This window comes from Streptomyces cylindrosporus (assembly GCF_022698165.1).
Lineage (GTDB): Bacteria > Actinomycetota > Actinomycetes > Streptomycetales > Streptomycetaceae > Streptomyces > Streptomyces cylindrosporus.
The window spans coordinates 76,535-101,474 of record NZ_JALDAY010000001.1 but is presented as its reverse complement, the minus strand read 5'-3'; the positions used below and the strand labels follow the sequence as shown (position 1 = coordinate 101,474).

Here is a 24,940-nt window from a genome sequence, read left to right as displayed (position 1 = left end):
GGCACCCCGGACGCTCATCGGTCACAGCTTCAGCGGCAGCCCGAAGTCCGGGAACAGGTGCGGCTCGAAGGACGTGATCTCCACGATCCGGTCGTCCGCGTCGAAGCGGAGCACGTCGAGGACCTGGGCGCGGTAGACGTTCGTACCGGGCCTGCGGACGTAACCCCCCGCCGCGAGCTGGCCGTTGGCGCGGGCGGGCAGGTGGCGCCAGTGGCCGAAGAACATGGGGGACGCGGGGTCGAGAGTGGGCCGCAGGAACTCGACGAGGGCGTCCCGGCCGGTGAACCAGAAGGGGTTGGGCGGCATGGTGAGCCTGACGTCCTTGCCGAGCAGCTCGGTCATCGCGTCGAAGTCGAGCCGTTCGGCCGCGGTCATGTAGCCCTGAAGGACGGCCCGTTGGGCCTGGGTCGGCTCCCCGGCGCTCCAGTCGGCGCGCTGCCCCGGCAGATGGTCGCGCAGGGTGGGGCGGGCCCGCTGCAGCGCGCTGTTGGCGGAGGCCACGGTCAGGCCGAGGGCGTCGGCGGTCTCGGCGGCGCTCAGGCCGAGCACGTCCCGCAGGATCAGCACGGCGCGCTGGCGGGGCGGGAGGTGCTGGATGGCGGCGAGGAAGACCAGCTCAAGGGTCTCCCGCGAGACGGCCGCGCTCTCCGGCTGCTCCTCCGCGGAGGGCAGTTCGTCGTCGGGGTAGGGCTGGAGCCAGGTGATCCGGGCGGGGGGCTCGCCGGTGCCGTGGTTCATGCCGGGGATCGGCTCGTAGCGCTGCGGGCGACGGGCGGTGCGGCGCTGGAAGTCGAGGCAGGCGTTGGTGGCGATGCGGTACAGCCAGGTGCGGGCGGTGGCCCGGCCCTGGAAGTCCTCCCGGGCCCGCCAGGCCCGCAGGAAGGTCTCCTGGACCAGGTCCTCGGCGTCGTCGTAGGAGCCGGTCATGCGGTAGCAGTGGACCTGGATCTCGCGGCGGTGGGACTCGGTGAGGGCGGCGAAGTCGGTATCGGTGAGGGCTTCCGCGGTTTTTTCCGTGACGGCTTCGGGGGTTTTTTCCGTGACGGCTTTGGGGTTCTTTTCCGTGGCGGCTTTGGGGGTCTTTTCCGTAACAGATGCCGGCGTGACGGAATCGTTGGCGCTGTCCCGGGCCACCCGGGCGACCCGGCGGAGCCTGGCGACGGAGGCCGACAGTTCGGTCACGCCCGAGTAGAGGACGGAGGCCGGCTGCGGCACGAGCTCCTGCACGCGCCGGCCGATGTCCTCGATCAGCCCGTCCACGCCGGACCCCGCCCCCTGCCGCTCCCGGTACGCCTTCTGCCGGCAGGCGGCCGAGCAGTACAGGGAGCTGCGGCCCTTGCGGCCGGTCCGCTCGGGCAGCGGTTTGCCGCAGCTGGCACAGACATCGGCGACCACGGGCACCTCCGGAGGTCCGGGCATTGCGTCACGCGGGGACGGAGTGACGCTATCGCGGTACGGAGGCGGAGGGGAGCTCCGGTCAGGCCGGTTCCGATGGCCGGGTGAGGTGGGTGCGGGCGACCTTGCGGAACGCGGAGACCAGGCGGCCGCGGTCGCCGGCGCGGGTGGCCAGGGCGACCTGGCTGGGCTCCACGCCGTGCAGCGGTACGGAGGTGAGGTCGGGGCGCAGTCGGGCGCCCGCCGGATCGGCCGTGATGACCAGGGCCTCCCCGGCGGCGACGACCTCGAACTTGTCCTCCAGGTCCCGGATCTCGGGGCCGTCGGGCACCGGGCGGCCGTCGGGCCGGGGTTCGATCCGCCAGAAGGCGGCCCAGACGGGGTCGGCGCCGACGATCCTGGGCATCGGCTCGTCCGCGATGTCGTCGACGGTGACGGACTCCTTGCCGGCCAGGCGGTGACCGACGGGGACGACGATGGCACGGGGCTCGTCGTAGAGGACGGTCACCTCCAACTGGTCGGTGGCGAAGGGGAGTCGGGTCACCGCGACGTCCACCCTGCGTTCGAGCAGCGCGGTGCGCGCCTCGTCCCAGCCCAGGTGCATGCTGCGTACGTCGGCCTCCGGATGGCGGCGCCGCATCTCGCGGACGGCCGCGGTGACGAACAGGCCGCTGGTGAAGCCGACGGTGAAACGGCTGGGCTCGGCGGCGGCGCGGGCCTCGGCGGCGGCCTGCTCGGCGGAGCGCAGCAGGGCCCGGGCGCGGGGCAGGAACGCCTGGCCGGCCTCGGTGAGCCGGGTGCCGCGCGGGGTGCGGTCCAGCAGCCGGGCGCCGACCTGCTGCTCCAGGCCGGCGATCTGGCGGCTCAGGGAGGGCTGGGTGATGTGCAGGGACTCGGCGGCGCGGCCGAAGTGCCGGTGCTCGGCGACGGCGGTGAAGTACCGGACCAGACGGAGGTCGAGGTCAGCCATGCCTCCAAGATACGCCCATCCACCTGGGGTGATGCCCAAACCGCATTGCGGGATGCGGAAGAAGCCTTGGACGGGACGCCGCCCCCCTCCGGAGGATGGAGGCACATCCACTCCCCTCCCTCTCGAAGGGCTTCACCATGCGTGTTTTCGTCACGGGCGCGACGGGTTTCATCGGTTCCGCCGTGGTCCGCGAACTTCTCGACGCCGGGCATCAGGTGACCGGCCTGGCCCGCTCGGACACGTCCGCGGCGGCGCTCACGGCCGCCGGGGCCGAGGTGCGGCGCGGGGATCTCGCCGATCCGGCCGGGCTCGCGGAGGGGGCGGCCGCCGCCGACGCCGTCGCCCACCTCGCCTTCATCCACGACTTCTCGGGCGAGTTCGACTTCGCCGCCGCCTGCGCGGCCGACCTGCGGGCCATCGAGGCGATCGGGGCGGCGCTGGAGGGCTCGGACAAGCCCTTCGTGGTCTCCTCGGGGACGGCGCTGCTGCAGGGCGGCGGCCGGGTCGGCACCGAGGAGGACACGTCAGTGCCGGGGACCTTCGGGGCGGTCCGGGGGCGGAACGAGGACGCGGCCATCGCGCTGGCCGAGCGCGGGGTGCGGTCGGCGTCGGTCCGCTTCGCGCCGACGGTGCACGGCCGGGGGGACCACGGGTTCGTCCACATGCTGATCGGCATCGCCCGGGAGAAGGGCTTCGCGGCGTACGTCGGCGACGGCACGAACCGCTGGCCCGCCGTGCACCGCACGGACGCGGCGCGGCTGGTCCGGCTGGCCCTGGAGCACGCCCCGGCGGGCGCCCGCCTGCACGCGGTCGGCGAGGAGGGCATCCCGTTCCGAGACATCGCGAAGGCCATCGGCACCCGCCTCAACCTGCCGGTCCGCTCCATCACCCCCGAGGAAGCCCCACCCCACTTCGGCTGGCTCGCCCACGTCACCACCCTCGACACCCCGGCATCGAACACCCTGACCAGGAAGTGGCTGGCCTGGGAACCGACGGGGCCGGGCCTGATCGAGGACTTGGAGGAGGGGCACTACTTCGACTGATGGGGAGTTCGGCTGACGGGGAGTTCGGCGGACGGGGAGTTCGGCGGACGGGGAGTTCGGCGGACGCGGGCTTCGGTTGACGGGGAGTTCGGCGGACGCGCGCTTCGGCTGACGAGGAGTTCGGCTGACGGGCGCTTCGGTTGACGGGACTTCGGCTGCTGGGGGCTTGGCCGACGCGGGGTCCGGCTGACTCGCGCTTCGGCGGACGGGGGCTTGGCCGACGCGAGGTCCAGCCAACGCCCGCTCCGACCGACGGGGACCCGGCCGACACGGAGTCCAGCCGACGCGCGCTTCGGCGGACGGGGGCCTGGCCGAGGCGGAGTTCGGCCGACGCGCGCTCCGACCGACCGAACATAGCCGACACGGAGACCAGCCAACGCCTGCTCCGACCGACGCGGACATGGCCGACACAGAGACCAGCCGACGCGCGCTTCGGCGGACGCTGGCTGGCACGGACGTCGGCTGACCCAGCCGACTGACCCCGACTTCGGCTAACTGCGCTCCGGCTGGCTCGGATGCTGGCTGGCCCGAACGTCGACTTACCCGGACTTCCCCTGACCCGCGCTTCGGCTGACCCGAACGCTGACCGGCCCGTACGCCGGCTGGCCCGTACGCCGGCTGGCCCGAACGCCGGCTGGCCCGAACGCCGGCTAACCCCAGCCGCCTGCCCCGGACTTCCGCCGACCCCCACTCCAGCCGACCCGCACCCCGACTGCCCGAATCGGGCGCTACGACGATCGACTCGCCGCCCCGCCTCCCGCCGAAGCGACCACCCGTAGCGCCTCCAACACGCGCCCCACCGCCGCCCCTTCCTCGGCCCCCTTCCGCACGGCCGCCACGACATGCCGCCGCGGCCGATCCACGGTGAGCTCCCGCATCACCACACCACCCACCCGGCGCCCAGCCTCACCCACCGGCCGCCGCCACCGGCCTCCCCCTGGCTCCCGACCCACGGCCGCACCCTCCCGTGACTGACCCCCGGTCGTCTCCCGGACGGCGGCATCCTCCCGCGATCGGCCCTCCACCGGCTCCCCAACAACCGCACCCTCCCGTGACCGACCCCCAGTCGGCTCCCCAACAACCGCCCCCTCCCGCGACCAGCCCCCCACCGACTCCCCAACAACCGCACCCTCACCCGCCCCTTCCCTCCCCACCACCACCATCCGCGGCACCAGCGCCACCCCCATCCCGGCCTCCACCATCGCCAGGATCGCCGTCCAGCCCGCCGCCGAATGACCCTGTACGGGGCTGAAGCCCGCCGCCTCGCAAGCCGTGCGGGTGATGTCGGACCAGGGGCCGCTGCCGCCGAAGATCCACGGCTCCCCGGCGAGGTCGGCCAGCCGCAACCCGTCGGCGTCGGCCAGAGCGTGGTCGCGGGGCAGCGCCACGTCGAGCGGGTCGGCCAGGAGCGGGACGAGGGTGAAGCGGGGGTCGGCGGCGGTGGGAGCCTGCGCGGCGAGGGAGAGCGCGAGGTCGACGTCACCCGCGGCAAGCAGCTCGTACGCCTCCCCGGCCTCCGCTTCCCGTACCCGCACGGTCACCCCTGGACGCGCCGCACGCAACGCTCGTACCGCGGGAACCACCAGAGCCGGCACGGCCGTCGAGAACGCACCGACCCGCACCTCCCCCACCTCACCCCGCGCATACGCCGCCAACTCGGCATCCGCACGCTCCAGTTGTTCGAACACGGCCTCCGCGTGCCGCAGCACCAGCCGCGCCGCGTCCGTCAACCGCACCCGCCGCCCCTGAGCCTCCAGCAACGGCACCCCGAGCTGCCGGGCAAGGTTGCTCAACTGCTGCGACACCGCCGAGGGCGTCATCCGCAGCGCCTCCGCGGTCGCGGTCACGGTCTCCCGCTCCCTCAGTGTCCGCAGAATCAGCAACTTCCGGATGTCCCACTCGACCATGGCGGCAACCTATACGGCGGCCCGCTCACACCCGCTCACACCCGCGCCGCCGCCCCCAGCCCCACCCCGCCCAGGATCAGCCCCATGCACAGCACCTGCCTCCACCCGATGCCCTCCCCGAGCACCGCCCACGACAGCAGCGCCACGCACACCGGCTGGAGGTAGTAGACGACTCCCGCGCGGGCCGGGCCGATCAGGGTGATCGCCTTGTTCCAGGCGAAGAACGCGACGGCCGAGGACGCGATGCCGACATAGAGGATCGGCAGGACCGTGCCGGGCGTCGGGGTGAAGCCGCCCTGGGCGGTGAGGCTCACGGCCTGGGCCGGCAGCAGCAGGGCCGTGCCGAGGAGGAAGGTCGTGAACAGGAAGGCCGTACCGCCGAGTCCGACCGGCCGGCGCCGCAGCAGCGCGCTGTACGAGCCGAAGCAGCAGGCCCCGGCGATCATCCACAGGTCGCCCGCCGCGAACCCGGCCCCGCCGCCCACCAGCAGCACCACCCCGGCGCACGCCGTCAGCAGCCCGGCCACCCGGCGCGTGCCCAGCCGTACCCCGGCCGCCCGCTCGAATCCCGCCATCAGCACCGGCGAAGCGGCCATGATCATGCCCATGTTGGCGGCCGGAGTCGTCAACCCGGCCTGGTTCACGAGGGTGTTGTACACGGTCACCCCGAGGAGCGCGGCGAGCAGCGCGAAACCGAGATGACGCCGTATCAATTCCCTTTGCCGCCAGGCCTGTCGGGCACCGAAGGGCGTCACCGCCGCCAACGCCACCACCCACCGCCAGAAGGCCTGCTGCACCGGCGGCACGCTGTCGTGCAGGGCCCGGGACGTGACGAAGCTGCCGGACCAGACGACGGTCGCGAGGGCGGCGAGGGCGAGTCCGAGGAGGGGCGCGTTGCGGGCGAGTGCGGTGCGTGGGGCGGCGGCGGTCCGGTCGAGGACGGCGGTCACTGAGGTCCTTTCGGTCGTAGCTGAGCCCGGCATTCCGGCAATCCGGCGATCCGGCGATCCGGCGATCCGGCGAATCCCGGTGCACCTACCGTCGCAGCGCCACACCTGTCACGTCCATCGAATCTTTTCGATCATTCCTTTCAGCTGAACTGAACAATTGACGGCGTCCACCCATCGCCCCCACCCGCAGCTGCCCGGCCACCGTCGCCCCGAACGCCAACCCCATGCCCACCAGCTGGACCGGCGTGAGCGACTGGCCGAGGGCCGCCCAGCCCACGATCGCCGCGGTCAGAGGGGAGAGCGGGCCGAGGAAAGTGACCTGCGTGGCGGTGAGGCGGCCGATGCCCCGGAACCAGAGCCAGTAGGCGACGGCCGTGTTCGCGAGGGCGAGATAGAGGTAACCGCCGACCGCCGGGGCGTCCAGCGCGGGCGGCGCACCCTCGGCCAGGAACGCGAGCGGCGCGATGAGCAGGCCGCCCGCGGTCAGCTGCCAGCCGGTGAGGGCGAGCGGACCCACCCCCTCGGGCCGGCCCCACCTCTTGGTCAGCACCGTGCCGGTCGACATCGAGGCGGCCGAGGCGAGCGCGGCCAGGACGCCGACGGGATCGAGCGCGCCGGACGCCTTCAGTACGACGAGACTGACGCCGAACGCCGCCACCACCCCGGCGACCACCGCCCGCACCGTCGGCCGCTGCCCGAGCAGCAGCGCCGAGAGCCCGACCACGAACAGCGGCCCGACCGAGCCGACGACGGCCGCCATCCCGCCGGGCAGGCGGTACGCGGACAGGAACAGCAGCGGGAAGAAGGCGCCGATGTTCAGCACGCCGAGGACGGCCGACTTCCACCACCAGGCCCCGCGCGGCAGCACCCGGGCTACCGCCAGCAGCAGGAGCCCGGCGGGAAGCGCCCTGGTCAGGGCGGTGAACAGCGGGCGATCGGCCGGAAGGAACTCGGTCGTGACCGCGTAGGTCGTGCCCCAGGAGACGGGGGCGAGGGCGGTGAGCAGGATGGTCGCGGACCGGTTCATGGCGAGGCCCTTCAGAAGAAAGCTTGACGCCGATTAGCTTAGTCCTAAGCTAATCAGCGTCAAGCCACTCGCTACGAAGCCACTTAGCACCAAGCAGCTTTCTTGCAAGCGACCGGCCCCCGGACGGATACTCACTCCATGACTGCACAGCCCAAGGACCCCGTCGACGCGATCGTGGAGCAGTGGGCCGAGGTGCGGCCCGACCTCGACACGAGGGCGATGGAGGTCTTCGGGCGGATCTTCCGCCTCTCCCGCGCCATGGGCGACCGCATGGAGAAGGCGTACGCACCCTTCGGGATCTCGCGCGGCGAGTTCGACGTCCTCGCCACCCTGCGCCGCTCCGGCGAGCCCTACACCCTCTCGCCCCGCCAGCTCTCTGCGACCCTGATGCTCACGACGGGCGGCATGACGGGCCGCCTGGACAAACTGGAACGCGCAGGCCTGCTCCGCCGCTCCCCCGACCCGCACGACCGCCGCGGCCTCCAAGTCACCCTCACCGAAAAGGGATTGCAGCTCATCGACGAGACGGTCGGGGTCGGCCTGTCCGCCGAGACGGAGGCGCTGTCGGCCCTGAACGCCGAACAGGCCGACCAACTGGCCGACCTGTTGCGGGAGTTGCTGGCGAGCACCCAAAAGCCGCTGCACTAGGGCCCGTTGGACCCTCCGGCCCTGTTCGGGCGTTCGGCGCTCCGCGGCTCGCTCAGCCCACGTGCGTGGCCAGCGCCCTCTCGATCGTCGCGTCGTCCGCCGAGTCCGCCGCCCAGGCCACGTATCCGTCGGGGCGGACCAGGACTGCCGTACGGCGGGCGCTCGCCCACTGTTCCACCGCCAGTCGGTCCTTGCGGACGCTCTGGTCCTGGGGCGGCTCGGGGGTGATCAGGACGAACCGGCCGCCGCGCAGGGCCTCGTACAGGCGGCCGCTCTTCAGGGCGACGTCGGGGACTCGCGTGCCCGTGAGGCGGTGGGTGCCGCGGGGGGCCGGGTAGCGGTAGCCGATGCCGGTGAGCTGCTCGGCCATCCTGCGGCGGGCCGGTGCGACGGTGTTGAGGACCGTGGTGAGCACCGCCCGCTCCGCCAGCGTCCAGGGGTGCTTGGCCATGGCCATGCGGACGATGCCGCCGCTGCTGCGCAGGACGGACCGGCCGACGGGGTGGCGCTCGGCCTGGTAGGTGTCGAGGAGGCCGACACCCGCGTGGCCCTGGACCACGGCGGCCAGCTTCCAGCTGAGGTTGGCCGCGTCCTGGAGGCCGGTGTTCATGCCCTGGCCGCCGGCCGGGGTGTGCACGTGCGCGGCGTCGCCGGCGAGGAAGACGCGGCCCACGCGGTAGGCGGGCGCCTGGCGTTCGTCGCTGTGGAACCGGGAGAGCCAGCGGGCGTCGTGCATGCCGTAGTCGCGGCCGAGGGCGAGCCGGGTGACCTCCTTGACCTCCTCCAGTTCGAGGGGCTCGCTGTCGGGGACGTCGTGGGCGCGGTTCCAGGCGATGACGCGGTAGTAGCCGTCACCGAAGGGCGCGAGGAAGGCGAAGGCGTCGCCGACGGTGTCGACGGTGAGCAGCGACTCCGGCTCCTCGGCCAGCCGGACGTCCGCGAGTACGACGGAACGGATCACCGACCGGCCGGGGAAGGGCAGACCGATGGCCGTGCGTACGGCGCTGCGCATGCCGTCGGTGCCGACCACGTACTCGGCACGCAGGCTCTCCGCCGCGCCGCCGGCGCCCCGGACCTCGACGGTGACGCCGTCCGCGTCCTGGGTCAGGCCGGTCAGCTCGGTCTCGTACCGGAAGTCCACCCCCGCCTCGACGGCCCGCCGCTCCAGGGCCTTCTCCACCTCGTACTGCGGGATGACGAGGAGGTGGTTGAAGCGGGAGGGGAGGGTGGTGAGGTCGACTTCGAGGCGGGTGAAGAGGCGGAGGCGGTCGAGGGGGCGGCCGACGGCTTCGAGTCCGTCGGCGAGGCCGCGGGCGTCGAGCTGTTCGAGGGTGCGGGCGTGCAGGACGAAGGCGCGGGAGAGGTTGCTGGTCTTGTGGGGGCGCTTTTCGAGGAGGGTGACGGGGACCCCGGCGGTGGCGAGGTCGCCCGCGAGCAGAAGACCGGCGGGGCCGGCGCCGACGACGATCACGGGGGTGGGAGTCGGGGTGGCGTTCATGTGGGGGGCCTCCTCCTGATGCCAACATCCGTTGGCCAACAACTGTTTGCCAACGCTTGTTGACGACGTTAGCGCCACCTCGGCGACAGAGTCAACGCTTGTTGGCCAACACGTGTTGGCATACGCTCGTAGGCATGACCGGCACCGACGCATCCAGTACCGGCGGCCCCCGACGCCGCTCCGACACCACCCGCAACGCCATCCTGGCCGCCGCCCGCGAGCGCTTCGCGGCCGACGGGTACGAGCGGGCCACCATCCGCGCCATCGCCAAGGACGCGAACATCGACCCGTCCATGGTCATGCGCTACTACGGCAACAAGGAGGGCCTGTTCGCGGCGGCCGTCACGGTCGAGCTGAAACTTCCCGACCTGGCGTCGCTCCCCCGGGACGAGGTCGGCCGGGCGCTCGTGGCGCACTTCCTCGACGTGTGGGAGCAGAACGACGAGCTCACCGCGCTGCTCAGGGTCGGCGCGACCAGCCAGGCGGGGGCGGAGCGGATGCAGGGGGTCTTCCGGGACCAGTTGCTGCCGGTGACACGGCACGTGTGCCCGGACCCGGAGCAGGTGCCGACGCGGGCCGCGCTCGCGGCGACGCAGGTGCTGGGGCTGGCGCTGACCCGTTACGTGCTGCAGTTGCAGCCGGTGCGGGCGCTGGGGCGCGGGGAGATCGTGGCGTGGCTTGGCCCCACGATCCAGCGGTACCTGACGGCGCCGAGTCCCTGAAGCGCACCGAGCCCCTGCGGCACACCGAGTCCCCGAAGCACACCGAGGGCGCCCACCTCACCGACGTACCCGAGGACGGGTACGTACGGCGGGGTCGGCGCCCTCGGGAAAAGGTGAGGTCAGGCCTTCGCCTTGGTCTTCGGCTGGCGGTCCTTCGACCGGTCCAGGACCATCACGAGGCCGGCGATGACGCCGAACAGCACGAGCGGGGTCGCGACGTAGAGGCCGAGCGTCTCGACGACGCTGAGGCCCTTGCCGGGGTCGTCGCCGTCGTCGCGGGTGAGGGCGAGCGCCGGGGACGTCATGAGCAGCATCATCAGCGTCGTACCGGCGGCCAGGGCGCCGGCGCGCAGGGCGTTCTTCTTGTCCACGGGGCCAAAGTATCCAACGCCGGTTCGGGGCGCTCGTCCGGGGGTGCGTAAGTGGGTGCCCGGCACAGCCATCGGCCACGGGCACCCCGCTCGTCATGTCGCCGGCCGGCGCAGCACCTCCACCAGCGCGTGCAGCCGTGGTGACCCCGCGAGTTCCTCCAGGGTCACCGGTCGCCCTTCCGCGTCCGCGATCGGCAGCCGCCAGTTCGGGTACTGGTCCCAGGTCCCGGGGAGGTTCTGCGGGCGGCGGTCGCCCACCGTGTCCGGGAGCCAGATGCCGAGCAGGCGGGACGGGGTGTGCAGGAGGAAGCGGTGGACCGCCTGGATCTCGGCCTCCTCCGTCGAGGTGCCGTGGCCGCCGCCCGTGCCGTGCAGCAGGCCGAGGCGGGTGAGCAGGGCCAGCCACTCCCCCGTGTCGGCGGCGGCCTCGGCGCGTTCCTCGTCCAGCGGGCGGGTCAACAGGCCGAGGCGGTCGCGGAGTTCTACGTGCTCGCCGGTGAGGCGGGCCGCGGTGGACGGCAGGTCGTGGGTGGTGGCGGTGGCGAGGCAGTCGGCGCGCCAGGACTCCGGCGGCAGCGGGCGGCCGTCGCCGTCCCAGTCCCGTTCGAACCACAGCACCGAGGTGCCCAGCACCCCGCGCTCGCGCAGCTTCTCCCGTACGCCGGGCTCCACCGTGCCGAGGTCCTCGCCGATGACGACCGCCCCGGCGCGCGCGGCCTCCAGCACGAGGATCGCGAGCATGGCCTCGGCGTCGTAACGGACGTATGTGCCCTCGGTGGGCGGATGCCCCTGGGGCACCCACCAGAGCCGGAACAGGCCCATGACGTGGTCGATGCGCAGGGCGCCGGCGTACCGGAACAGGGCGCGCAGGAGCCGGCGGTACGGCTCGTAGCCCGACGCGGCCAGGCGGTCCGGGCGCCACGGGGGCAGGCCCCAGTCCTGGCCGCGCGCGTTGAAGGCGTCCGGCGGGGCGCCCACCGACATCCCCGCGGCGAAGTACTCCTGCTGCGCCCAGGCGTCGGCGCCCTCCGGATGCACGCCGACCGCGAGGTCGTGCACGATCCCGACCGGCATCCCGGCCTCGCGCGCGACCCGCTGGGCGTCGGCGAGTTGGGCGTCGGTGAGCCAGGCGAGCCGGCAGTGGAAGTCGACCCGGTCCATCAACTCGCCCCGCGCACGGGCGGTTTCGGCCGAGCGGGGATCGCGCAGAGCCTGCGGCCACCGGCTCCAGTCGGAGCCGTGCACCTCCGCGAGCGCGTACCAGGTCGCGTGGTCCTCCAGCGCCTCGCCCTCCCGGGCGAGGAAGTCGACGTAGGCCGCGCGCCGCCCGGGTCCGAGCGGCACCTCGCGGATCAGCTCCAGCGCCTCCCGCTTGAGCTCCCACACCGCGTCCCGGTCGATCAACGCGCCCTTGTCCAGGACCGATTCGCGCAGCCGGTCGGCGCGTTCGAGCAGGGCCCGCACCTTCTCCGGCTCCCTGACGTACGCGTACTCGGGCACGTCCTCGACGCGCAGGTGCACGGGGTCGGGGAAGCGGCGGGAGGAGGGGCGGTAGGGGGACGGGTCGGTGGGGGCGCCGGGCACGGCCGCGTGCAGCGGGTTGACCTGGACGAAACCGGCGCCGAGATCACGCCCGGCCCAGGCGGCGAGTTCACCGAGGTCGCCCAAGTCCCCCATGCCCCAGGAGCGTTGGGACAGGAGGGAGTAGAGCTGGACGAGCAGTCCGTACGAGCGTGCGGCGGGCGTGGGCAGCCGGGCGGGGGCGACGACCAGGTGGGCCGCGGCGGTACGGCCGTCGGGGGCGGTGGCCGTCAACCGGTGCACTCCGGGCGGGAGTTGCTCAGTAGACGCTCGTGACTCGCCCTGCTCGGTCTCGATGTGCAGGCGGGTGCCGGAGGGGAGGGCGTCGAGGGCGGGGGACGTGTCGCCGATCCAGAGCACCACGGTCGGCGGCAGCAGCCGCTCGGCCGACTCGCGCTCCCGGGCGGCCAGCGCGGCGCGGGCCTTCTCCGCAGTGCCCGCGTCGACGCCGAGGGCGGCCAGCGCGAGGGTGACGGCGGTGGCCGAGGCCGGGACCGTGCGGTCCGGGGAGGGGCTGTAGGAGGTGGCGACGCCGTGCAGCTCGGCGAGGCGGATCAGGTCCTCGGAGGGCGGTCCGGCCGGCCCCTGCGCCGTCATCTACGGCACCGTGGAGGCCGGCTCAGGGGCCGCCGACTCGCTGGTGAGCGGTGCCGCGTCGGCGAGCGGCGGCTCACTGGTGAGGGGCTCCGCGTCGGGCAGCGGCGGCTCGCTGGTCAGGGGGATCTCGGCGCAGGCGCCCTCGGAGCTGAAGACACAGAAGTGCGGCTCGGGTTCGGCGGGCGGCGACTGCGCCTCGCGTTTGGAGAGGGGGTGTGCCGGTGCGGCCACGAGGGGCCTCCTTCGTCAGTACGGCGACCTTGAGGGCTACCGCAGCCCTACCCAGCGGGCGCGGAGGCAGACGTACCGAATGGAACTACGTGCCTCTCGTCACATTCTGCGTCAACTTCCGGCCTCGCAGGGTCCCGCATCCCGCCCTCCCCACTATTCACTCAGTACATGTAGCGAGTGCATAATGATCGGCATGAGCACCCGCCACATCCTGCTGGGGCTGCTCGCGTCGGGGCCGAGCCATGGCTACGACCTGAAGCGGCGGCACGACGAACGTTTCCCGCAGGCCCGTCCGCTGGCCTACGGGCAGGTCTACACGACCCTGCAGCGCCTGGTCCGGGACGGCCTCGCGCTGGTCGAGGGCACGGACTCGGACGGCGGCCCGGAGCGCACGACGTACCGCTCGACGGAGGACGGCTCGCGCGAACTGGCGCGCTGGGCCGGGGAGATCGCCCCGCCGGCCCCGTTCGTGACGAACGAGATCTTCGCCAAGGTCGTCGTCTCGATCCTGTCCGGCGGCGACCCGGCCGCCTATCTGGCCGCGCAGCGCGCCGCGCACATGGAGCGGATGCGCGAGCTCACGGCGGTCAAGACCGCCAAGGGCGCCGATCTCGCCACCGTGCTCTCGGCGGACTACGCCCTCAACCATCTCGACGCCGACCTCCGTTGGATGACCACCACGGCGGCCCGGCTCACCACCCTGACCGCGGAGGTCGACGCAGCATGAGCAACGGGGACGACAGCCCTGACAGCACGGTGCCGCTCCTGGCGGCCCGTGACCTCGCCAAGGCGCACGGCAGGACCGAGGCGCTGCGCGGCGCCTCGGTGGAGCTGGCGGCCGGCGAGATCCTCGCCGTGACCGGCCCGAGCGGCAGCGGGAAGTCGACGCTGCTGCACTGCCTGGCCGGGATCGTCCGGCCGGACGCGGGCTCGGTGAGCTATGCCGGGGAACGCCTCGACGCGCTGCCGGAGAAGCGGCTGAGCGAGCTGCGGCGGACCGAGTTCGGGGTGGTGTTCCAGTTCGGGCAGCTGATCCCCGAGCTGACCGCCCTCGACAACGTCGCCCTGCCGCTGATGCTCGCGGGCACCTCCCGCCCGGACGCCCACGCCCGGGCTGGCGAGTGGCTGGAACGGTTCGGTGTACGGGGACAGGAGGCGCTGCGCCCCGGCGAGATGAGCGGCGGCCAGGCCCAGCGGACCTCACTGGCCCGGGCCCTGGTCACCGGCCCGAGGATCGTCTTCGCGGACGAGCCGACGGGCGCCCTGGACTCGCTGGCGACCGAGCAGGTGATGACGGCCCTGACCCACACGGCCCGTGAGACGGACACCGCGGTCCTGCTGATCACGCACGACGCGCAGGTGGCGGCGTACGCGGACCGCGAGGTGCGGCTGAGCGACGGCACCGTGGCACCGGAGTTCTCCACAGAGGCCACGGAGGCCGCCGTATGAGGGCCGATCTGCGGCTCGCCTGGCTGCTCACCCGTGGCTCGGACCGGCGGGAGTGGTGGCGGGTGCTGCTGACCGCGGTGGGCGCGGCGCTGGCGACGGGGCTGGGGCTGGTCGTGGCCGCGCTGCTGCCGCTGGACGGCTACCACGAGGTGACCGTCGGCGCCGGACTGCTCGACGAGCCGGGGACCCGCGCCGGGGTGATCGTCGCGCTGATGCTGCTGCTCATCCCGGTGGGCGGGTTCCTCGGGCAGTGCGCGCGGATCGGCGCGGTGCACCGGGACCGGCGGATGGCCGGGCTGCGGCTCGCCGGGGCGACGCCGGGGCAGGTGCGGCGGATCGCGGCGCTGGAGTCGGGCCTTGCCTGCCTGGTGGGTTCGGGGGCGGCCACGGTGGTCTCCGTACCGACCCTGCTCGCGCTCTGGCACCACCCCGACCCGCTGTCGTGGGCGGGCATGCTCCTGGTGGCCGTGCTGGTGCCGGTGCTGGGCGCGGTCGTCAGCGCGGTGGCGCTGCGCCGGGTGGTGGCCTCGCCGCTGGGCTGGATACGGCGGGTGCGGCCGGCGGCGGGTCCGGGCCGGCTCTTCCGGGTGGCGACCGGGCTGCTCGCGCTGCTGGCCCTGTACCTGGCGACGACCCCCTTCCTCGGCAACCCCTTCGACTTCGCCCTCGTCCCGGTCACGGTCTTCGCCCTGTGTCTGCTGGCCGGCGCCGTGTCGGTGTGGCTGGCCGGCGCCTCGGCCCGGCAGCTGGGCGAGGGCTTCGCCGCCCGCGCCAGGCGCCCCGAGCTGCTGATCGCCACGGAGCGGCTGCGCGACGACCCGTGGGCGCTCGCCCGCACCCACGCCGCGGTGCTGCTGGTGACGGTCGTCGCCTCGGGCTTCATCGGTGTACGGCAGGTGCTGCTCGCGGACCTCCACGAGCAGCACCGCAGGGGCCACCTGGCGATGGGCCTCTCCTACTACACGAGCGGCCTCGACCTCACCGGCGCCGCCGTCCTCGTCGCCCTCGCCCTGGTCCTGACCGCGCTGGCCGTCGGCACCGCCGAGTCACTGGCCACCCGGCGCCGGGGTCTTGCCGCGCAGGCCGCCGCCGGGGTGCCGCACGCCGTGCTGGCCCGGGCGATGCTGCTGGAGACCGCGCTGCCGCTGGCGCCCGCGGTCGCGGTCGCGGGCATGGGCGGTCTGACGATCGGGGTCTGGTACGGCTCGGCCACCTCGGAGCACATGTCGGTGCCCGTGCCCTTCGCCGCGCTGCTGGTCCCGCTGGCCGTCTACGCGGCCTGTCTGCTGGCGGCGGCGACCTCGCTCCCGCTGCTGCGCCGCTCGATCCGCCCCGCGGAACTGCGCTACGCATGACGGTCCGGCTCCGGGAGCACGGGGGGGGCTCCCGGAGCCGGACACCGTACGACCCACGACCGCGGGCCCCGTCCCCCCGGGGTGTGCGAAGGCCCGGATCGTCAGGCGGAAATGCCGTCGATCCGGGCCATGGCGTCCTCCGCGCCGTACGGCTGCAGGTACGGCAGCCAGCGCGGGTCCCTATGCCCGGTGCCGATGATGCGCCAGGCGAGCCCGGATGGTGGTGCTGGTTTGTGGCGCAGCCGCCAGCCGATCTCGAACAGATGTCGGTCGGCCTTCACGTGGTTGCAGCGGCGGCACGAGGCCACCACGTTGTCCCAGACGTGCTTGCCCCCGCGGCTGCGCGGAATGACATGGTCGACGCTGGTTGCGACGCCACCGCAGTACATGCACCGGCCACCGTCGCGCGCGAAGAGCGCCCGCCGGGTAAGAGGAACGGGCCCCCGATAGGGAACCCGGACGAATCGCTTGAGCCGGACCACGCTTGGTGCGGGGACTGTGACGGTTGCGCTGTGCATGAAGGCGCCCGATTCCTCCAGGGAGACAGCCTTGTTCTCCAGGACGAGGACGAGCGCGCGGCGGAGCGGTACGACGCCGAGTGGCTCGTACGACGCGTTGAGGACCAGGACATGCGGCACGGATGCCTCCTTGGGCGTCGGCGGCGCGTGGCTCGCGCCGGGACGATCTGTGGCCAGTCTCCCCTCTTGCCTGGTGGAAGCGCCACCATGTCCCGGTAACGGGCTGGGAGTGTTTTCGACCACATCTGATTCATCCCCCGGAGGGGCTCGGGTTTATCCCTCCTGCTCATCGCAGGGTGCGCACGGGCTCTCCTCAGAAGATGGCAAGGATTCGCACACCGTGCCCCGATAGTGTGGTGGGCCTGCCCGTCCGGTGACCTTTTCGTGACCTGACCGAGTCGAACCATCTCGGCGCGCCGGGCGGCAGACCGTTGCACCTGGAGGTACCTGCCGTGTCCTTGCCCGCCGTCCTACTGGCCGCCGGTTCGTCGCCGTCTCCGTCTCCGTCCCCCTCGGAGTCGACGCCGACGGTCCCGTCCCTCCAGGACGCCCAGGAGAGCGCGACCAACGCCGCGAGCTGGGTCGAGCAGAACTGGTCGACCTGGCTGGCGATCGGGCTGCGGGTGCTGCTGATCCTGGTGATCGCGGGCGTGCTCAGAGCGGTCGTACAGCGGGCGATCACCAAGCTCATAGACCGGATGACCCGCACCGCCGAGGCGGTCGACGGCACCACGCTGGGCGGTCTGCTGGTCAACAACGAGCGTCGCCGCCAGCGCTCGCAGGCGATCGGCTCGGTGCTGCGCTCGGTGGCGTCCTTCGTGATCCTGGGCACGGCGGCCCTGATGGTCCTGGCCGCGTTCGAGATCAACCTGGCCCCGCTGCTGGCCTCCGCCGGTGTCGCGGGCGTCGCGATCGGTTTCGGCGCGCGCAACCTCGTGACGGACTTCCTCTCCGGTGTCTTCATGATCCTGGAGGACCAGTACGGCGTCGGCGACACGATCGACGCGGGGGTCGCCTCCGGCGAGGTCATCGAGGTGGGCCTGCGCGTGACGAAGCTGCGCGGCGACAACGGCGAGATCTGGTACGTCCGCAACGGCGAGGTCAAGCGCATCGGCAACCTCTCCCAGGGCTGGGCGACGGCCGGCGTCGACGTCACCGTTAAGGCGAACGAGGACCTCGACAAGGTCAAGGCCACGCTGGACGAGGTGGCGGAGAAGATGAGCGCGGAAGAGCCCTGGAACGAGCTCCTGTGGAGCCCGATCGAGGTCCTGGGCCTGGACAGCGTCCTGCTGGACTCGATGGTGGTCCGGGTCTCGGCCAAGACGATGCCGGGCAAGTCCCTCACGGTGGAGCGAGAACTCCGCTGGCGCGTGAAGCGGGCCTTCGACGAGGCGGACATCCGCATCGTGGGCGGCGCGACGGCCCCCCTCACGGAGGAGGACCTCCCCGACCCCACAGCCACGATTGCGTCCCCGTCGGCCCACTCCAACCCGGACTCCCCGCAGTCGGCGGCGGCTGCCCCGATAGCGCAGCCCCGCGCCTCGACCCCCGGGAAGTAGCGGAACGGTTCAGCACACTCGTTCGAGTGAACGGGCGGGGCATTCCGGCGCCGAGAGCGCGCTGGGTGCCCCATCGTTCTGCCGGGGCACCCAGCGCGGGCTTAGCCTGGCATCAGTGCGACGAGGAGAACCAGGGATGCGTGCGGAACCCATCTGGGAACCGGTCTGGGAGCTGGTCATGGAGCAGCCGAAGCAGGACCCCATCGATTTGTTGATCGCGCTCGAAAAGGCATCAAAGACGCCGATTCGGCCGGAGTACATCGAGGGGATGGCCATTGTGCCTCCGACGCCGAACGACAACCACAACGATGGTGCCTTCGAGCTGAGCTTTCAGTTCCGCGCCGCCGGCATCCGGCTCGTGGGCATGGGTAACGGTTACCGAGCCGCGTACGAGGACAGCGGAACCATGGCCCTGCTCATCCCGGACTTCTACGTTCGCCGCCGCAGGCCGACCGAGCTCGACGAGTCGTACCGTGCGGCCCACAAGGGTTGGTACCCCATCGACATGATCGAACTCGTCGGCGAAGTCACCTCCACCAACCACGAAACGGACACCGGCCCGAAGCTCCGCGCCTACGCCGCCGCCGACGTCCCCGTCTACGTCCTCATCGACCGCCACTCCAAAACGGCCCACTGCTACACCGACCCGATCCTCCCCGGCGAGGACCCCACCGAGGCCTACTACGACACCGACACCAAGGTCGACCTCGGCGCCCCCCTCCCCCTCCCCGCGCCCTATCCCACCCTGGACACCGCACCGTTCCTGGAGAACTGAGGCGCGGTCAGGCCTGGCCGCAGGTCAGTTCGTACGCCTCCTTCATCCAGGCGTCCTTTCCGGGGCTCACCCCGCACCGGAGTGACCCCTCGCCGGTGCCGTACCAGGCCGTCACACTGCCGTGGACCGGAGTCGTGGTGCCGGGGCAGTCGACCGTGAAGCTCGCCCGGAGGACCTGGACCGCCGCCGCCTCGACGAAACGACCGGCGCCATCGCTGTCCACCCTCACCCCCCTCTTCAGGCGATCGGCCATCACCGCGTCCGGCTTCGCCAGCACCGACGCATCCATGTCGACCCGCTCGGCCAGCGCCGCGTAGACCCGCCGCGCGGACACGCTCGGATCACTCACCTCGACCCGCGGCTCGAAGGTCCGTACGGGGATGAGCGGGTACGTCACCCAGCCGTCCGACGCGCTCACTTCCACGACCGGTGACACCGCGACCAGTTGCCACTCCCGCGTCGACCCGCCCCAGCGGATGGCACCCCCGGCGCACGAAGCCGCCGTCGCGGAAGGCGACTTGACGGCGCGCGTCCGCGCACGACCACCCGCGTCGCACGCCCCCACCACCGCGCACACCAGCAACGCCAGCGCCGCACCCCGTACCGCCCTGCTCATCGGCCCCACCCGTGTCCGAACCTTCATCGTTTTCACAGGATGATCGCATTCCGGCCACCCCTTCTCGCCACCTAAGGTCAACCTCACAGCGGGCCCTTGTTCTGGAGCGCATACGCCCAGGGGCCCGTTTCGAATGTGGGGAAACGCATGAGGAAGCTCGCCATAGGCGCCGCCCTGTCCGGCGCCCTGGCTCTCACCGGCCTGGCCGCGCCCGTCGCGTCGGCCGCCGCCGGTCCTGACCTGACCTTCTCCGACGTGGTCGTGAACAAGGGCAGGGCGATCGTCGTCGGCACGACCGCCACCGTGAAGGTCCCGGTGACGTACACATGGACCCGGCCCGCCGACTTCACGGTCGACTACAAGACGACCTTCGCCGGCATCAGCATCTACCGCGGCACGCTGAAGAACATGAGCAACGCCATCGACCCCGAGGCCGCACCCACCTGCACCACCACCGCCACGACCGACACCACGGTCACCGAGGCCTGCACCGAGACGCTGGTCATCGACCCCCAGGACAGCCTGTACGAGGCCGCCGACGCCACCACCTGGAAGTCCGCCGGCTTCTACGCCCACGTCGACCAGGACGACGACGACTCCGACGGCCACGTCAGCTTCGACTACGGCTACGACCTGTGGGGCCCCCTCGGCACCGCCCAGATCAAGCGCGCCGCCAAGCTCACCACCAACGCCACCCCGGAGCCGGCCGTCCAGGGCAAGACCCTCACCGTCAAGGGCAAGCTCACCCGCGCCGACTGGGAGAACATCACGTACACGGGCTACAAGGGGCAGGCCGTGCTGCTGCAGTTCCGGGCGCGGAACAGTGACACCTACACCACCGTCAAGACCGTGAAGTCCGGTACCGGCGGTGCGCTGTCCACCACCGTCAAGGCCTCCAAGGACGGGTACTACCGCTACAAGTTCGCCGGCACCTCCACCACCGGCGCCAAGACCTCCGCCGGTGACTACGTCGAGGTCGACCCGCCCAAGTACGAAGGTTAGTCAGCCTTACTTACTGACACACCCGGCCCCCACCGCCCCCGAGGTAACGAGTCTGTTGCCTCGGGGGCGGTTTCTATTGACGCCCGCTTCGCCCCGGGATTACGTTCCTTTCCAGCCAATAGGAAACTTTCCTAACAGTGATCGATCGGTGATCGGCGGAGTGGACTGACGTCCCTGGTCACTGAGAAGCTGGGCAGTCGAAAGGCAGGTGTCGAACCACATGGCAGGAACCGCCGGTACGCCGGGCACCCCGCGCGTCCTGCGCGCCATGAACGACCGCGCCGCCCTGGACCTCCTCCTGGAGCACGGGCCGCTGTCCCGCACGCGGATCGGCAAGCTCACCGGCCTCTCCAAGCCGACCGCCTCCCAGCTCCTGGCCCGCCTGGAGGCCGCCGGGCTCGTGCTCGCCACCGGCACCACCGAGGGCCGGCCCGGCCCCAACGCCCAGCTGTACGAGGTCAATCCCAAGGCCGCGTACGCCGCCGGGCTCGACGTAACCCCCGAGCGGATCCTCGCCGCCGTCGCCGACGTCACCGGCCGCACGGTGGGATCCTTCGAGCTCCCGACCCCGGGACGGCGGCCCACCCAACCCGTCGTCCGGCAGGTCACCGACGCCCTCGACGGCGCCGTGAAGGCCGCGGGCCTCGCCCGGGACGACGTCCACCGGCTCGTTATCGGCACCCCCGGCGCCTTCGACCCCAACACCGGCCGACTGCGCTACGCCTCCCACCTCCCGGGCTGGCACAGCCCCGCGCTGCTCGACGAACTCGCCGCCGCGCTGCCGATGCCGGTGGAGTACGAGAACGACGTCAACCTCGCCGCCGTAGCCGAACAACGGCTCGGCGCGGCCCGCGGCCACGAGGACTTCGTACTGCTGTGGAACGAGGGCGGCCTCGGCGCCGCCCTGGTCCTCGGCGGCCGACTGCACCGCGGCTGGACCGGCGGCGCGGGGGAGGTAGGTTTCCTTCCCGTTCCCGGCGCGCCGCTCGTACGGCAGGTGACCAAAGCCAACAGTGGCGGCTTCCAGGAGCTGGCCGGCTCCCAGGCCGTCCCCTACCTCGCCCGTGAACTCGGCATCGACGGCATCCCCTCGGGCCCGTACGCCGAGGTCGCCGCCGCCCTCGTGGCGCGGGCCGCCGCCGAGGACACCGTCCTCAACCGCAAGCTGCTGGAGCTGTACGCGACCCGGCTCGCGACCGGTCTCGCCTCCCTCGTCTCCGTCCTCGACCCCGAACTCGTCGTCCTCAGCGGCGCCTCCCTGACGGCCGGCGGCGAGGTGCTGCGCGCCCTCGTCCAGGCCGAGCTGGAGGAGCTGGCCGCCGCCCGGCCCCGGCTCGTCGTCGGTGACGTCCGTGAACACCCCGTGCTGCGCGGCGCGCTGGAGAGCGCCCTCGCGGCCACCCGCGACGAGGTCTTCGACACCTCGCGCTGACACACCCCCAGCCCCACCCCCCTCGCCCACTTCCCCTCGCCATGCCCCGCCGCGCACTTGGGAGACCCCGTCATGCCCGAAAAGTCCTGGAACGTCATATCCGGAGCGGCCCGAAAGGGAGCGTCACGGCGAGCGGCCGTCGCTCTCGCCGCCTCCGCCTCCCTCGCCCTCCTCGCCACCGCCTGTACCGGCCAGTCCTCCTCCGGCGCCTCCGACGACGCGTCCAAGGACGTGACGATCAACTTCTGGCACGCCTGGAGCGCGGCCTCGGAGACGAAGGCGGTCGACGACCTGGTCGCGGGCTTCGAGAAGGCGCACCCCAACATCCATGTGAACGTCGTCGCCAACATGACCGACGACAAGATCAACCAGGCGCTGCGCACGGGCGGCGACAAGGCCCCGGACGTCATCTCCTCCTTCACCACCAACAACGTCGGCAAGTTCTGCTCGTCGGGCGCCCTGGTCGACCTCAACCCCTTCTTCAAGAAGGACGGCATCGACCCGGAGACGACGTTCCCGAAGGCGATGAACGAGTACACCCAGTTCGACGGCGACCGCTGCTCGGTGCCGCTGCTCGGTGACGCGTACGGGCTCTACTACAACAAGACGGCGTTCGCGAAGGCCGGCATCAAGAGCCCGCCGAAGACCTGGTCCGAGTTCGAGACGGACGCGAAGAAGCTGACGATCACCCAGGGCGACACGTACAAGCAGCTCGGGTTCATGCCGAACTACCACGGCTGGGAGACGACGACCGAGCACTACTTCGGGCAGTTCTCGCCGACGTACTTCAACAAGGCCGGCAAGTCGAACCTCGCCACGGACCCGGCGTTCACGGCCGGCTTCGAGTTGCAGAAGAAGCTCGTCGACGAGCTCGGCGGCTACAAGAAGCTGGAGACCTACCGCGCCACCCTCGGCGACGAGTGGGGCGCCAAGCACCCCTTCCACACCGGCCAGGTCGCCATGCAGCTCGACGGCGAGTGGCGCCTGGGCATGGCGCTCGCCGCCAAGCCGAAGTTCGAGATCGGCGTCGCCCCGCTGCCCGTCCCCGACGACCAGGTGAGCCAGTACGGCAAGGGCTACATCACCGGCACCATCGCCGGTATCGCCGCCAACAGCAAGAAGCAGAACGCGGCCTGGGAGTTCGTCAAGTACATCACCACGGACACGGACGCGGTGGTCGGCTTCTCCAACTCCATCCACAACGTGCCCTCCACGCTGGCCGCCCTGAAGTCCCCGAAGCTGAAGTACGACCCGCGCTTCAAGACCTTCCTGGACATCGCCGCGAACCCGAACTCGACCACCTCGCCCGCCTCCATCAACGGCGGTGTCTACCTCGCGACCATCCAGAACTTCGGCTACGACTACGAGAGCGGCAAGGTCACCGACCTCAAGGCCGGGCTGAAGAAGACGGCCGCGCAGATCGACACGGACATCGAGCAGGCGAAGTAGTCCGCCGATGAGCACCATCACACTGGCGTCGAAGCGCCGCAGGTCGGCGCTTCGGACTCTCGCCTTCATGTCGCCCTGGCTGATCGGCTTCGCGGTCTTCTTCGCGTACCCGCTGATCTCGACGGTCTACTTCTCCTTCATGCACTACGACGGCTTCAAGCCGCCGACGTGGAGCGGGACGAAGAACTGGACCTACGTCTTCGAGCACTACCCGTACTTCTGGCCCGCCCTGCGCAACACCCTGTGGCTGGTGCTGGTCATGGTGAGCCTGAGGGTCGTCTTCGGGCTCGGCGTCGGACTGCTCATCACCAAGATCAAGACCGGCACGGGGGTGTTCCGCACCCTGTTCTACCTGCCCTACCTCGCCCCGCCGGTGGCCGCGACGATGGCCTTCGCCTTCCTGCTCAACCCCGGTACGGGCCCGGTCAACTCGATCCTGGAGAAGGTGGGCATCCCGGCCCCGGGCTGGTTCAACGACCCCACCTGGTCCAAGCCGGCCCTCACCCTGCTCGCCCTGTGGGGCATCGGCGACCTGATGGTCATCTTCATGGCCGCACTGCTCGACGTGCCCCAGGAGCAGTACGAGGCCGCGGAGCTGGACGGCGCCTCGGCCTGGCAGCGGTTCCGGTTCGTAACCCTTCCCAACATTTCGCCGATCGTGATGTTCGCGGTCGTGACCGGCGTGATCCAGACGATGCAGTACTACACACAGCCGCTCATCGCGGGGAAGGTCGCCTCGGGCGTGATCCAGGGCGCGGGCACCCAGTTCGAGCCCGGCTACCCGGAGAAGTCGACCCTCACCCTCCCGCAGCTCGTCTACAACCTCGGCTTCCAGCGCTTCGACTACGGCTCGGCGTGTGTCGTCGCCCTCGTCCTGTTCGTCCTGTCCATGGTGTTCACCGCGTTCCTGATGCGGCGCCGGGGCGGCCTCAACCTGGCAGGTGACTGACCATGGCCCAAGTCCTGGACAAGCCCGTGCAGTTGAAGGCACCGGTCTCCCCCGCCGAGCGCACCGCCCGCCGCAGGTCGCTCCTGGAGTGGGTCGCGATCCACTCCCTGGGCGTCGCGGCCGCCCTCTTCTTCGTCCTCCCCTTCGTGTTCGTGTTCCTGACCTCGCTGATGAGCGACAGCCAGGCGCTCAGCCGCGATCTGATCCCGCACACCTGGGAGTGGGGCAACTACAAGAAGGTCTTCGACACCCCGGGCTTCTTGACCTGGTGGAAGAACACGCTGATCTACGCGGGACTGGGAACAGTCCTTACCGTCGTGTCGTCCATCCCGGTGGCGTACGCGCTCGCCAAGTTCCGATTCCCGGGCCGCAATCTCTCCCTGATGCTGGTCATCTCGATGATGATGCTGCCGCCGCAGGTGATCATCATCCCGATGTACCTGTTCTGGGCGAAGCAGCTGGACCTCTCGGGCACGCTGTGGCCGCTGATCATCCCGATGGCGTTCGGGGACGCGTTCTCCATCTTCCTGCTGCGCCAGTTCCTGATGACCATCCCGAACGAGTACATCGACGCGGCGAAGGTCGACGGCTGCGGTGAGCTGCGCACGCTTCTGAAGGTCGTCCTGCCGATGGCCAGGCCGGGCATCGCGGCCGTGGCCCTGTTCCAGTTCTTCTACGCCTGGAACGACTACTTCGGCCCGCAGATCTACGCCTCGGAGAATCCAGGCGCCTGGACCCTGAGCTACGGCCTGGAGTCGTTCAAGGGCGCGCACCACACCGACTGGAACCTCACCATGGCCGCGACCGTGCTGGTCATGGCCCCCGTGATCCTCGTGTTCTTCTTCGCCCAGAAGGCGTTCGTCGAAGGTGTCACGCTCACCGGAGTGAAGGGTTAA

24 protein-coding genes are annotated in these 24,940 nt (G+C 71.5%); 13 read left to right on the top strand and 11 right to left on the bottom strand.

All coding sequences use genetic code 11. The features are described 5' to 3' along the window. Positions 1–21: 21 nt before the first annotated feature. Both MQP27_RS00445 and MQP27_RS00440 read right to left on the bottom strand, forming a co-directional pair. Positions 22–1,419, bottom strand: coding sequence for a sigma-70 family RNA polymerase sigma factor (locus MQP27_RS00445; RefSeq protein WP_242759001.1), 1,398 nt, complete (start codon positions 1,417–1,419; stop codon positions 22–24). A 58-nt stretch (positions 1,420–1,477) separates the two neighbouring features. Further along, positions 1,478–2,365 carry a LysR family transcriptional regulator gene (locus MQP27_RS00440; protein ID WP_242759000.1) on the bottom strand — a complete coding sequence of 296 codons (888 nt, stop codon included), beginning with the start codon at positions 2,363–2,365 and terminating at the stop codon, positions 1,478–1,480. Positions 2,366–2,502: 137 nt separating this feature from the next. Between MQP27_RS00440 and MQP27_RS00435 the strand changes: the two genes are divergently transcribed. Then, positions 2,503–3,408: an SDR family oxidoreductase gene (locus MQP27_RS00435; protein WP_242758999.1), complete on the top strand. Its 906-nt coding sequence runs from the start codon at positions 2,503–2,505 to the stop codon at positions 3,406–3,408. A gap of 728 nt (positions 3,409–4,136) precedes the next feature. Here MQP27_RS00435 and MQP27_RS00430 read toward each other — a convergent pair. The 3 genes from MQP27_RS00430 to MQP27_RS00420 form a co-directional block, all read right to left on the bottom strand. Further along, on the bottom strand, positions 4,137–5,255 hold the full coding sequence (locus MQP27_RS00430; RefSeq protein ID WP_242758998.1) for a LysR family transcriptional regulator: 1,119 nt from the start codon (positions 5,253–5,255) through the stop codon (positions 4,137–4,139). A gap of 95 nt (positions 5,256–5,350) precedes the next feature. Continuing rightward, a complete protein-coding gene (locus tag MQP27_RS00425) occupies positions 5,351–6,298 on the bottom strand; it encodes a DMT family transporter (protein WP_278195536.1) in 948 nt (315 codons plus the stop codon). Positions 6,299–6,350: 52 nt separating this feature from the next. Continuing rightward, positions 6,351–7,292, bottom strand: a complete 942-nt coding sequence (locus MQP27_RS00420) for an EamA family transporter (protein ID WP_242758996.1) — start codon at positions 7,290–7,292, stop codon at positions 6,351–6,353. A gap of 138 nt (positions 7,293–7,430) precedes the next feature. On the opposite strand from MQP27_RS00420, the gene MQP27_RS00415 reads away from it, so the two are divergent. Next, positions 7,431–7,940: a MarR family winged helix-turn-helix transcriptional regulator gene (locus tag MQP27_RS00415; protein ID WP_242758995.1), complete on the top strand. Its 510-nt coding sequence runs from the start codon at positions 7,431–7,433 to the stop codon at positions 7,938–7,940. A gap of 52 nt (positions 7,941–7,992) precedes the next feature. On the opposite strand, the gene MQP27_RS00410 is transcribed toward MQP27_RS00415, so the two are convergent. Continuing rightward, positions 7,993–9,438, bottom strand: a complete 1,446-nt coding sequence (locus MQP27_RS00410) for an FAD-dependent monooxygenase (RefSeq protein WP_242758994.1) — start codon at positions 9,436–9,438, stop codon at positions 7,993–7,995. 134 nt (positions 9,439–9,572) lie between these two features. Here MQP27_RS00410 and MQP27_RS00405 point away from each other — a divergent pair, with 134 nt between their 5' ends. Beyond that, on the top strand, positions 9,573–10,160 hold the full coding sequence (locus MQP27_RS00405) for a TetR/AcrR family transcriptional regulator (RefSeq protein WP_242758993.1): 588 nt from the start codon (positions 9,573–9,575) through the stop codon (positions 10,158–10,160). A 119-nt stretch (positions 10,161–10,279) separates the two neighbouring features. On the opposite strand, the gene MQP27_RS00400 is transcribed toward MQP27_RS00405, so the two are convergent. The 3 genes from MQP27_RS00400 to MQP27_RS00390 all read right to left on the bottom strand — a co-directional run bounded on the left by MQP27_RS00400 (position 10,280) and on the right by MQP27_RS00390 (position 12,940). Next, complete coding sequence (locus MQP27_RS00400; RefSeq protein ID WP_242758992.1) at positions 10,280–10,531, bottom strand: hypothetical protein; 252 nt, start codon at positions 10,529–10,531, stop codon at positions 10,280–10,282. Positions 10,532–10,624: 93 nt separating this feature from the next. Further along, positions 10,625–12,709: a 4-alpha-glucanotransferase gene (gene malQ / locus MQP27_RS00395; RefSeq protein WP_242758991.1), complete on the bottom strand. Its 2,085-nt coding sequence runs from the start codon at positions 12,707–12,709 to the stop codon at positions 10,625–10,627. Next, positions 12,710–12,940: a hypothetical protein gene (locus MQP27_RS00390; protein WP_242758990.1), complete on the bottom strand. Its 231-nt coding sequence runs from the start codon at positions 12,938–12,940 to the stop codon at positions 12,710–12,712. Between the two features lie 193 nt (positions 12,941–13,133). On the opposite strand from MQP27_RS00390, the gene MQP27_RS00385 reads away from it, so the two are divergent. Genes MQP27_RS00385 through MQP27_RS00375 form a run of 3 tightly spaced genes read left to right on the top strand, consistent with a single transcriptional unit; the run spans position 13,134 to position 15,744 of the window. Beyond that, on the top strand, positions 13,134–13,667 hold the full coding sequence (locus MQP27_RS00385) for a PadR family transcriptional regulator (protein ID WP_242758989.1): 534 nt from the start codon (positions 13,134–13,136) through the stop codon (positions 13,665–13,667). After that, entirely contained in the window at positions 13,664–14,389 is a 726-nt protein-coding gene (locus MQP27_RS00380; protein WP_242758987.1) for an ABC transporter ATP-binding protein, read from the top strand. The genes MQP27_RS00385 and MQP27_RS00380 overlap by 4 nt, the downstream gene beginning before the upstream one ends. After that, positions 14,386–15,744 (top strand): FtsX-like permease family protein, encoded by a 1,359-nt coding sequence (locus tag MQP27_RS00375; RefSeq protein ID WP_242758986.1) that lies wholly within the window; start codon positions 14,386–14,388, stop codon positions 15,742–15,744. The genes MQP27_RS00380 and MQP27_RS00375 overlap by 4 nt, the downstream gene beginning before the upstream one ends. A gap of 101 nt (positions 15,745–15,845) precedes the next feature. On the opposite strand, the gene MQP27_RS00370 is transcribed toward MQP27_RS00375, so the two are convergent. Continuing rightward, on the bottom strand, positions 15,846–16,382 hold the full coding sequence (locus MQP27_RS00370) for an HNH endonuclease (protein WP_030609777.1): 537 nt from the start codon (positions 16,380–16,382) through the stop codon (positions 15,846–15,848). A gap of 332 nt (positions 16,383–16,714) precedes the next feature. Between MQP27_RS00370 and MQP27_RS00365 the strand changes: the two genes are divergently transcribed. Continuing rightward, positions 16,715–17,821, top strand: coding sequence for a mechanosensitive ion channel family protein (locus tag MQP27_RS00365; protein WP_242758985.1), 1,107 nt, complete (start codon positions 16,715–16,717; stop codon positions 17,819–17,821). A 136-nt stretch (positions 17,822–17,957) separates the two neighbouring features. Continuing rightward, complete coding sequence (locus tag MQP27_RS00360; protein WP_242758984.1) at positions 17,958–18,596, top strand: Uma2 family endonuclease; 639 nt, start codon at positions 17,958–17,960, stop codon at positions 18,594–18,596. Between the two features lie 7 nt (positions 18,597–18,603). Here the strand turns inward: MQP27_RS00360 and MQP27_RS00355 are convergent, their stop codons facing one another. Further along, a complete protein-coding gene (locus MQP27_RS00355) occupies positions 18,604–19,212 on the bottom strand; it encodes a hypothetical protein (RefSeq protein ID WP_242758983.1) in 609 nt (202 codons plus the stop codon). Positions 19,213–19,359: 147 nt separating this feature from the next. Between MQP27_RS00355 and MQP27_RS00350 the strand changes: the two genes are divergently transcribed. The 5 genes from MQP27_RS00350 (at position 19,360) to MQP27_RS00330 (ending at position 24,940) form a co-directional block, all read left to right on the top strand. Further along, a complete protein-coding gene (locus MQP27_RS00350; protein ID WP_242758982.1) occupies positions 19,360–20,214 on the top strand; it encodes a hypothetical protein in 855 nt (284 codons plus the stop codon). Between the two features lie 220 nt (positions 20,215–20,434). Next, positions 20,435–21,646, top strand: a complete 1,212-nt coding sequence (locus tag MQP27_RS00345) for an ROK family transcriptional regulator (protein ID WP_242758981.1) — start codon at positions 20,435–20,437, stop codon at positions 21,644–21,646. A 72-nt stretch (positions 21,647–21,718) separates the two neighbouring features. Continuing rightward, positions 21,719–23,095 (top strand): ABC transporter substrate-binding protein, encoded by a 1,377-nt coding sequence (locus tag MQP27_RS00340; RefSeq protein WP_242758980.1) that lies wholly within the window; start codon positions 21,719–21,721, stop codon positions 23,093–23,095. A 7-nt stretch (positions 23,096–23,102) separates the two neighbouring features. After that, positions 23,103–24,044, top strand: a complete 942-nt coding sequence (locus MQP27_RS00335) for a carbohydrate ABC transporter permease (protein ID WP_242758979.1) — start codon at positions 23,103–23,105, stop codon at positions 24,042–24,044. A gap of 2 nt (positions 24,045–24,046) precedes the next feature. Then, positions 24,047–24,940, top strand: coding sequence for a carbohydrate ABC transporter permease (locus MQP27_RS00330; RefSeq protein WP_242758978.1), 894 nt, complete (start codon positions 24,047–24,049; stop codon positions 24,938–24,940).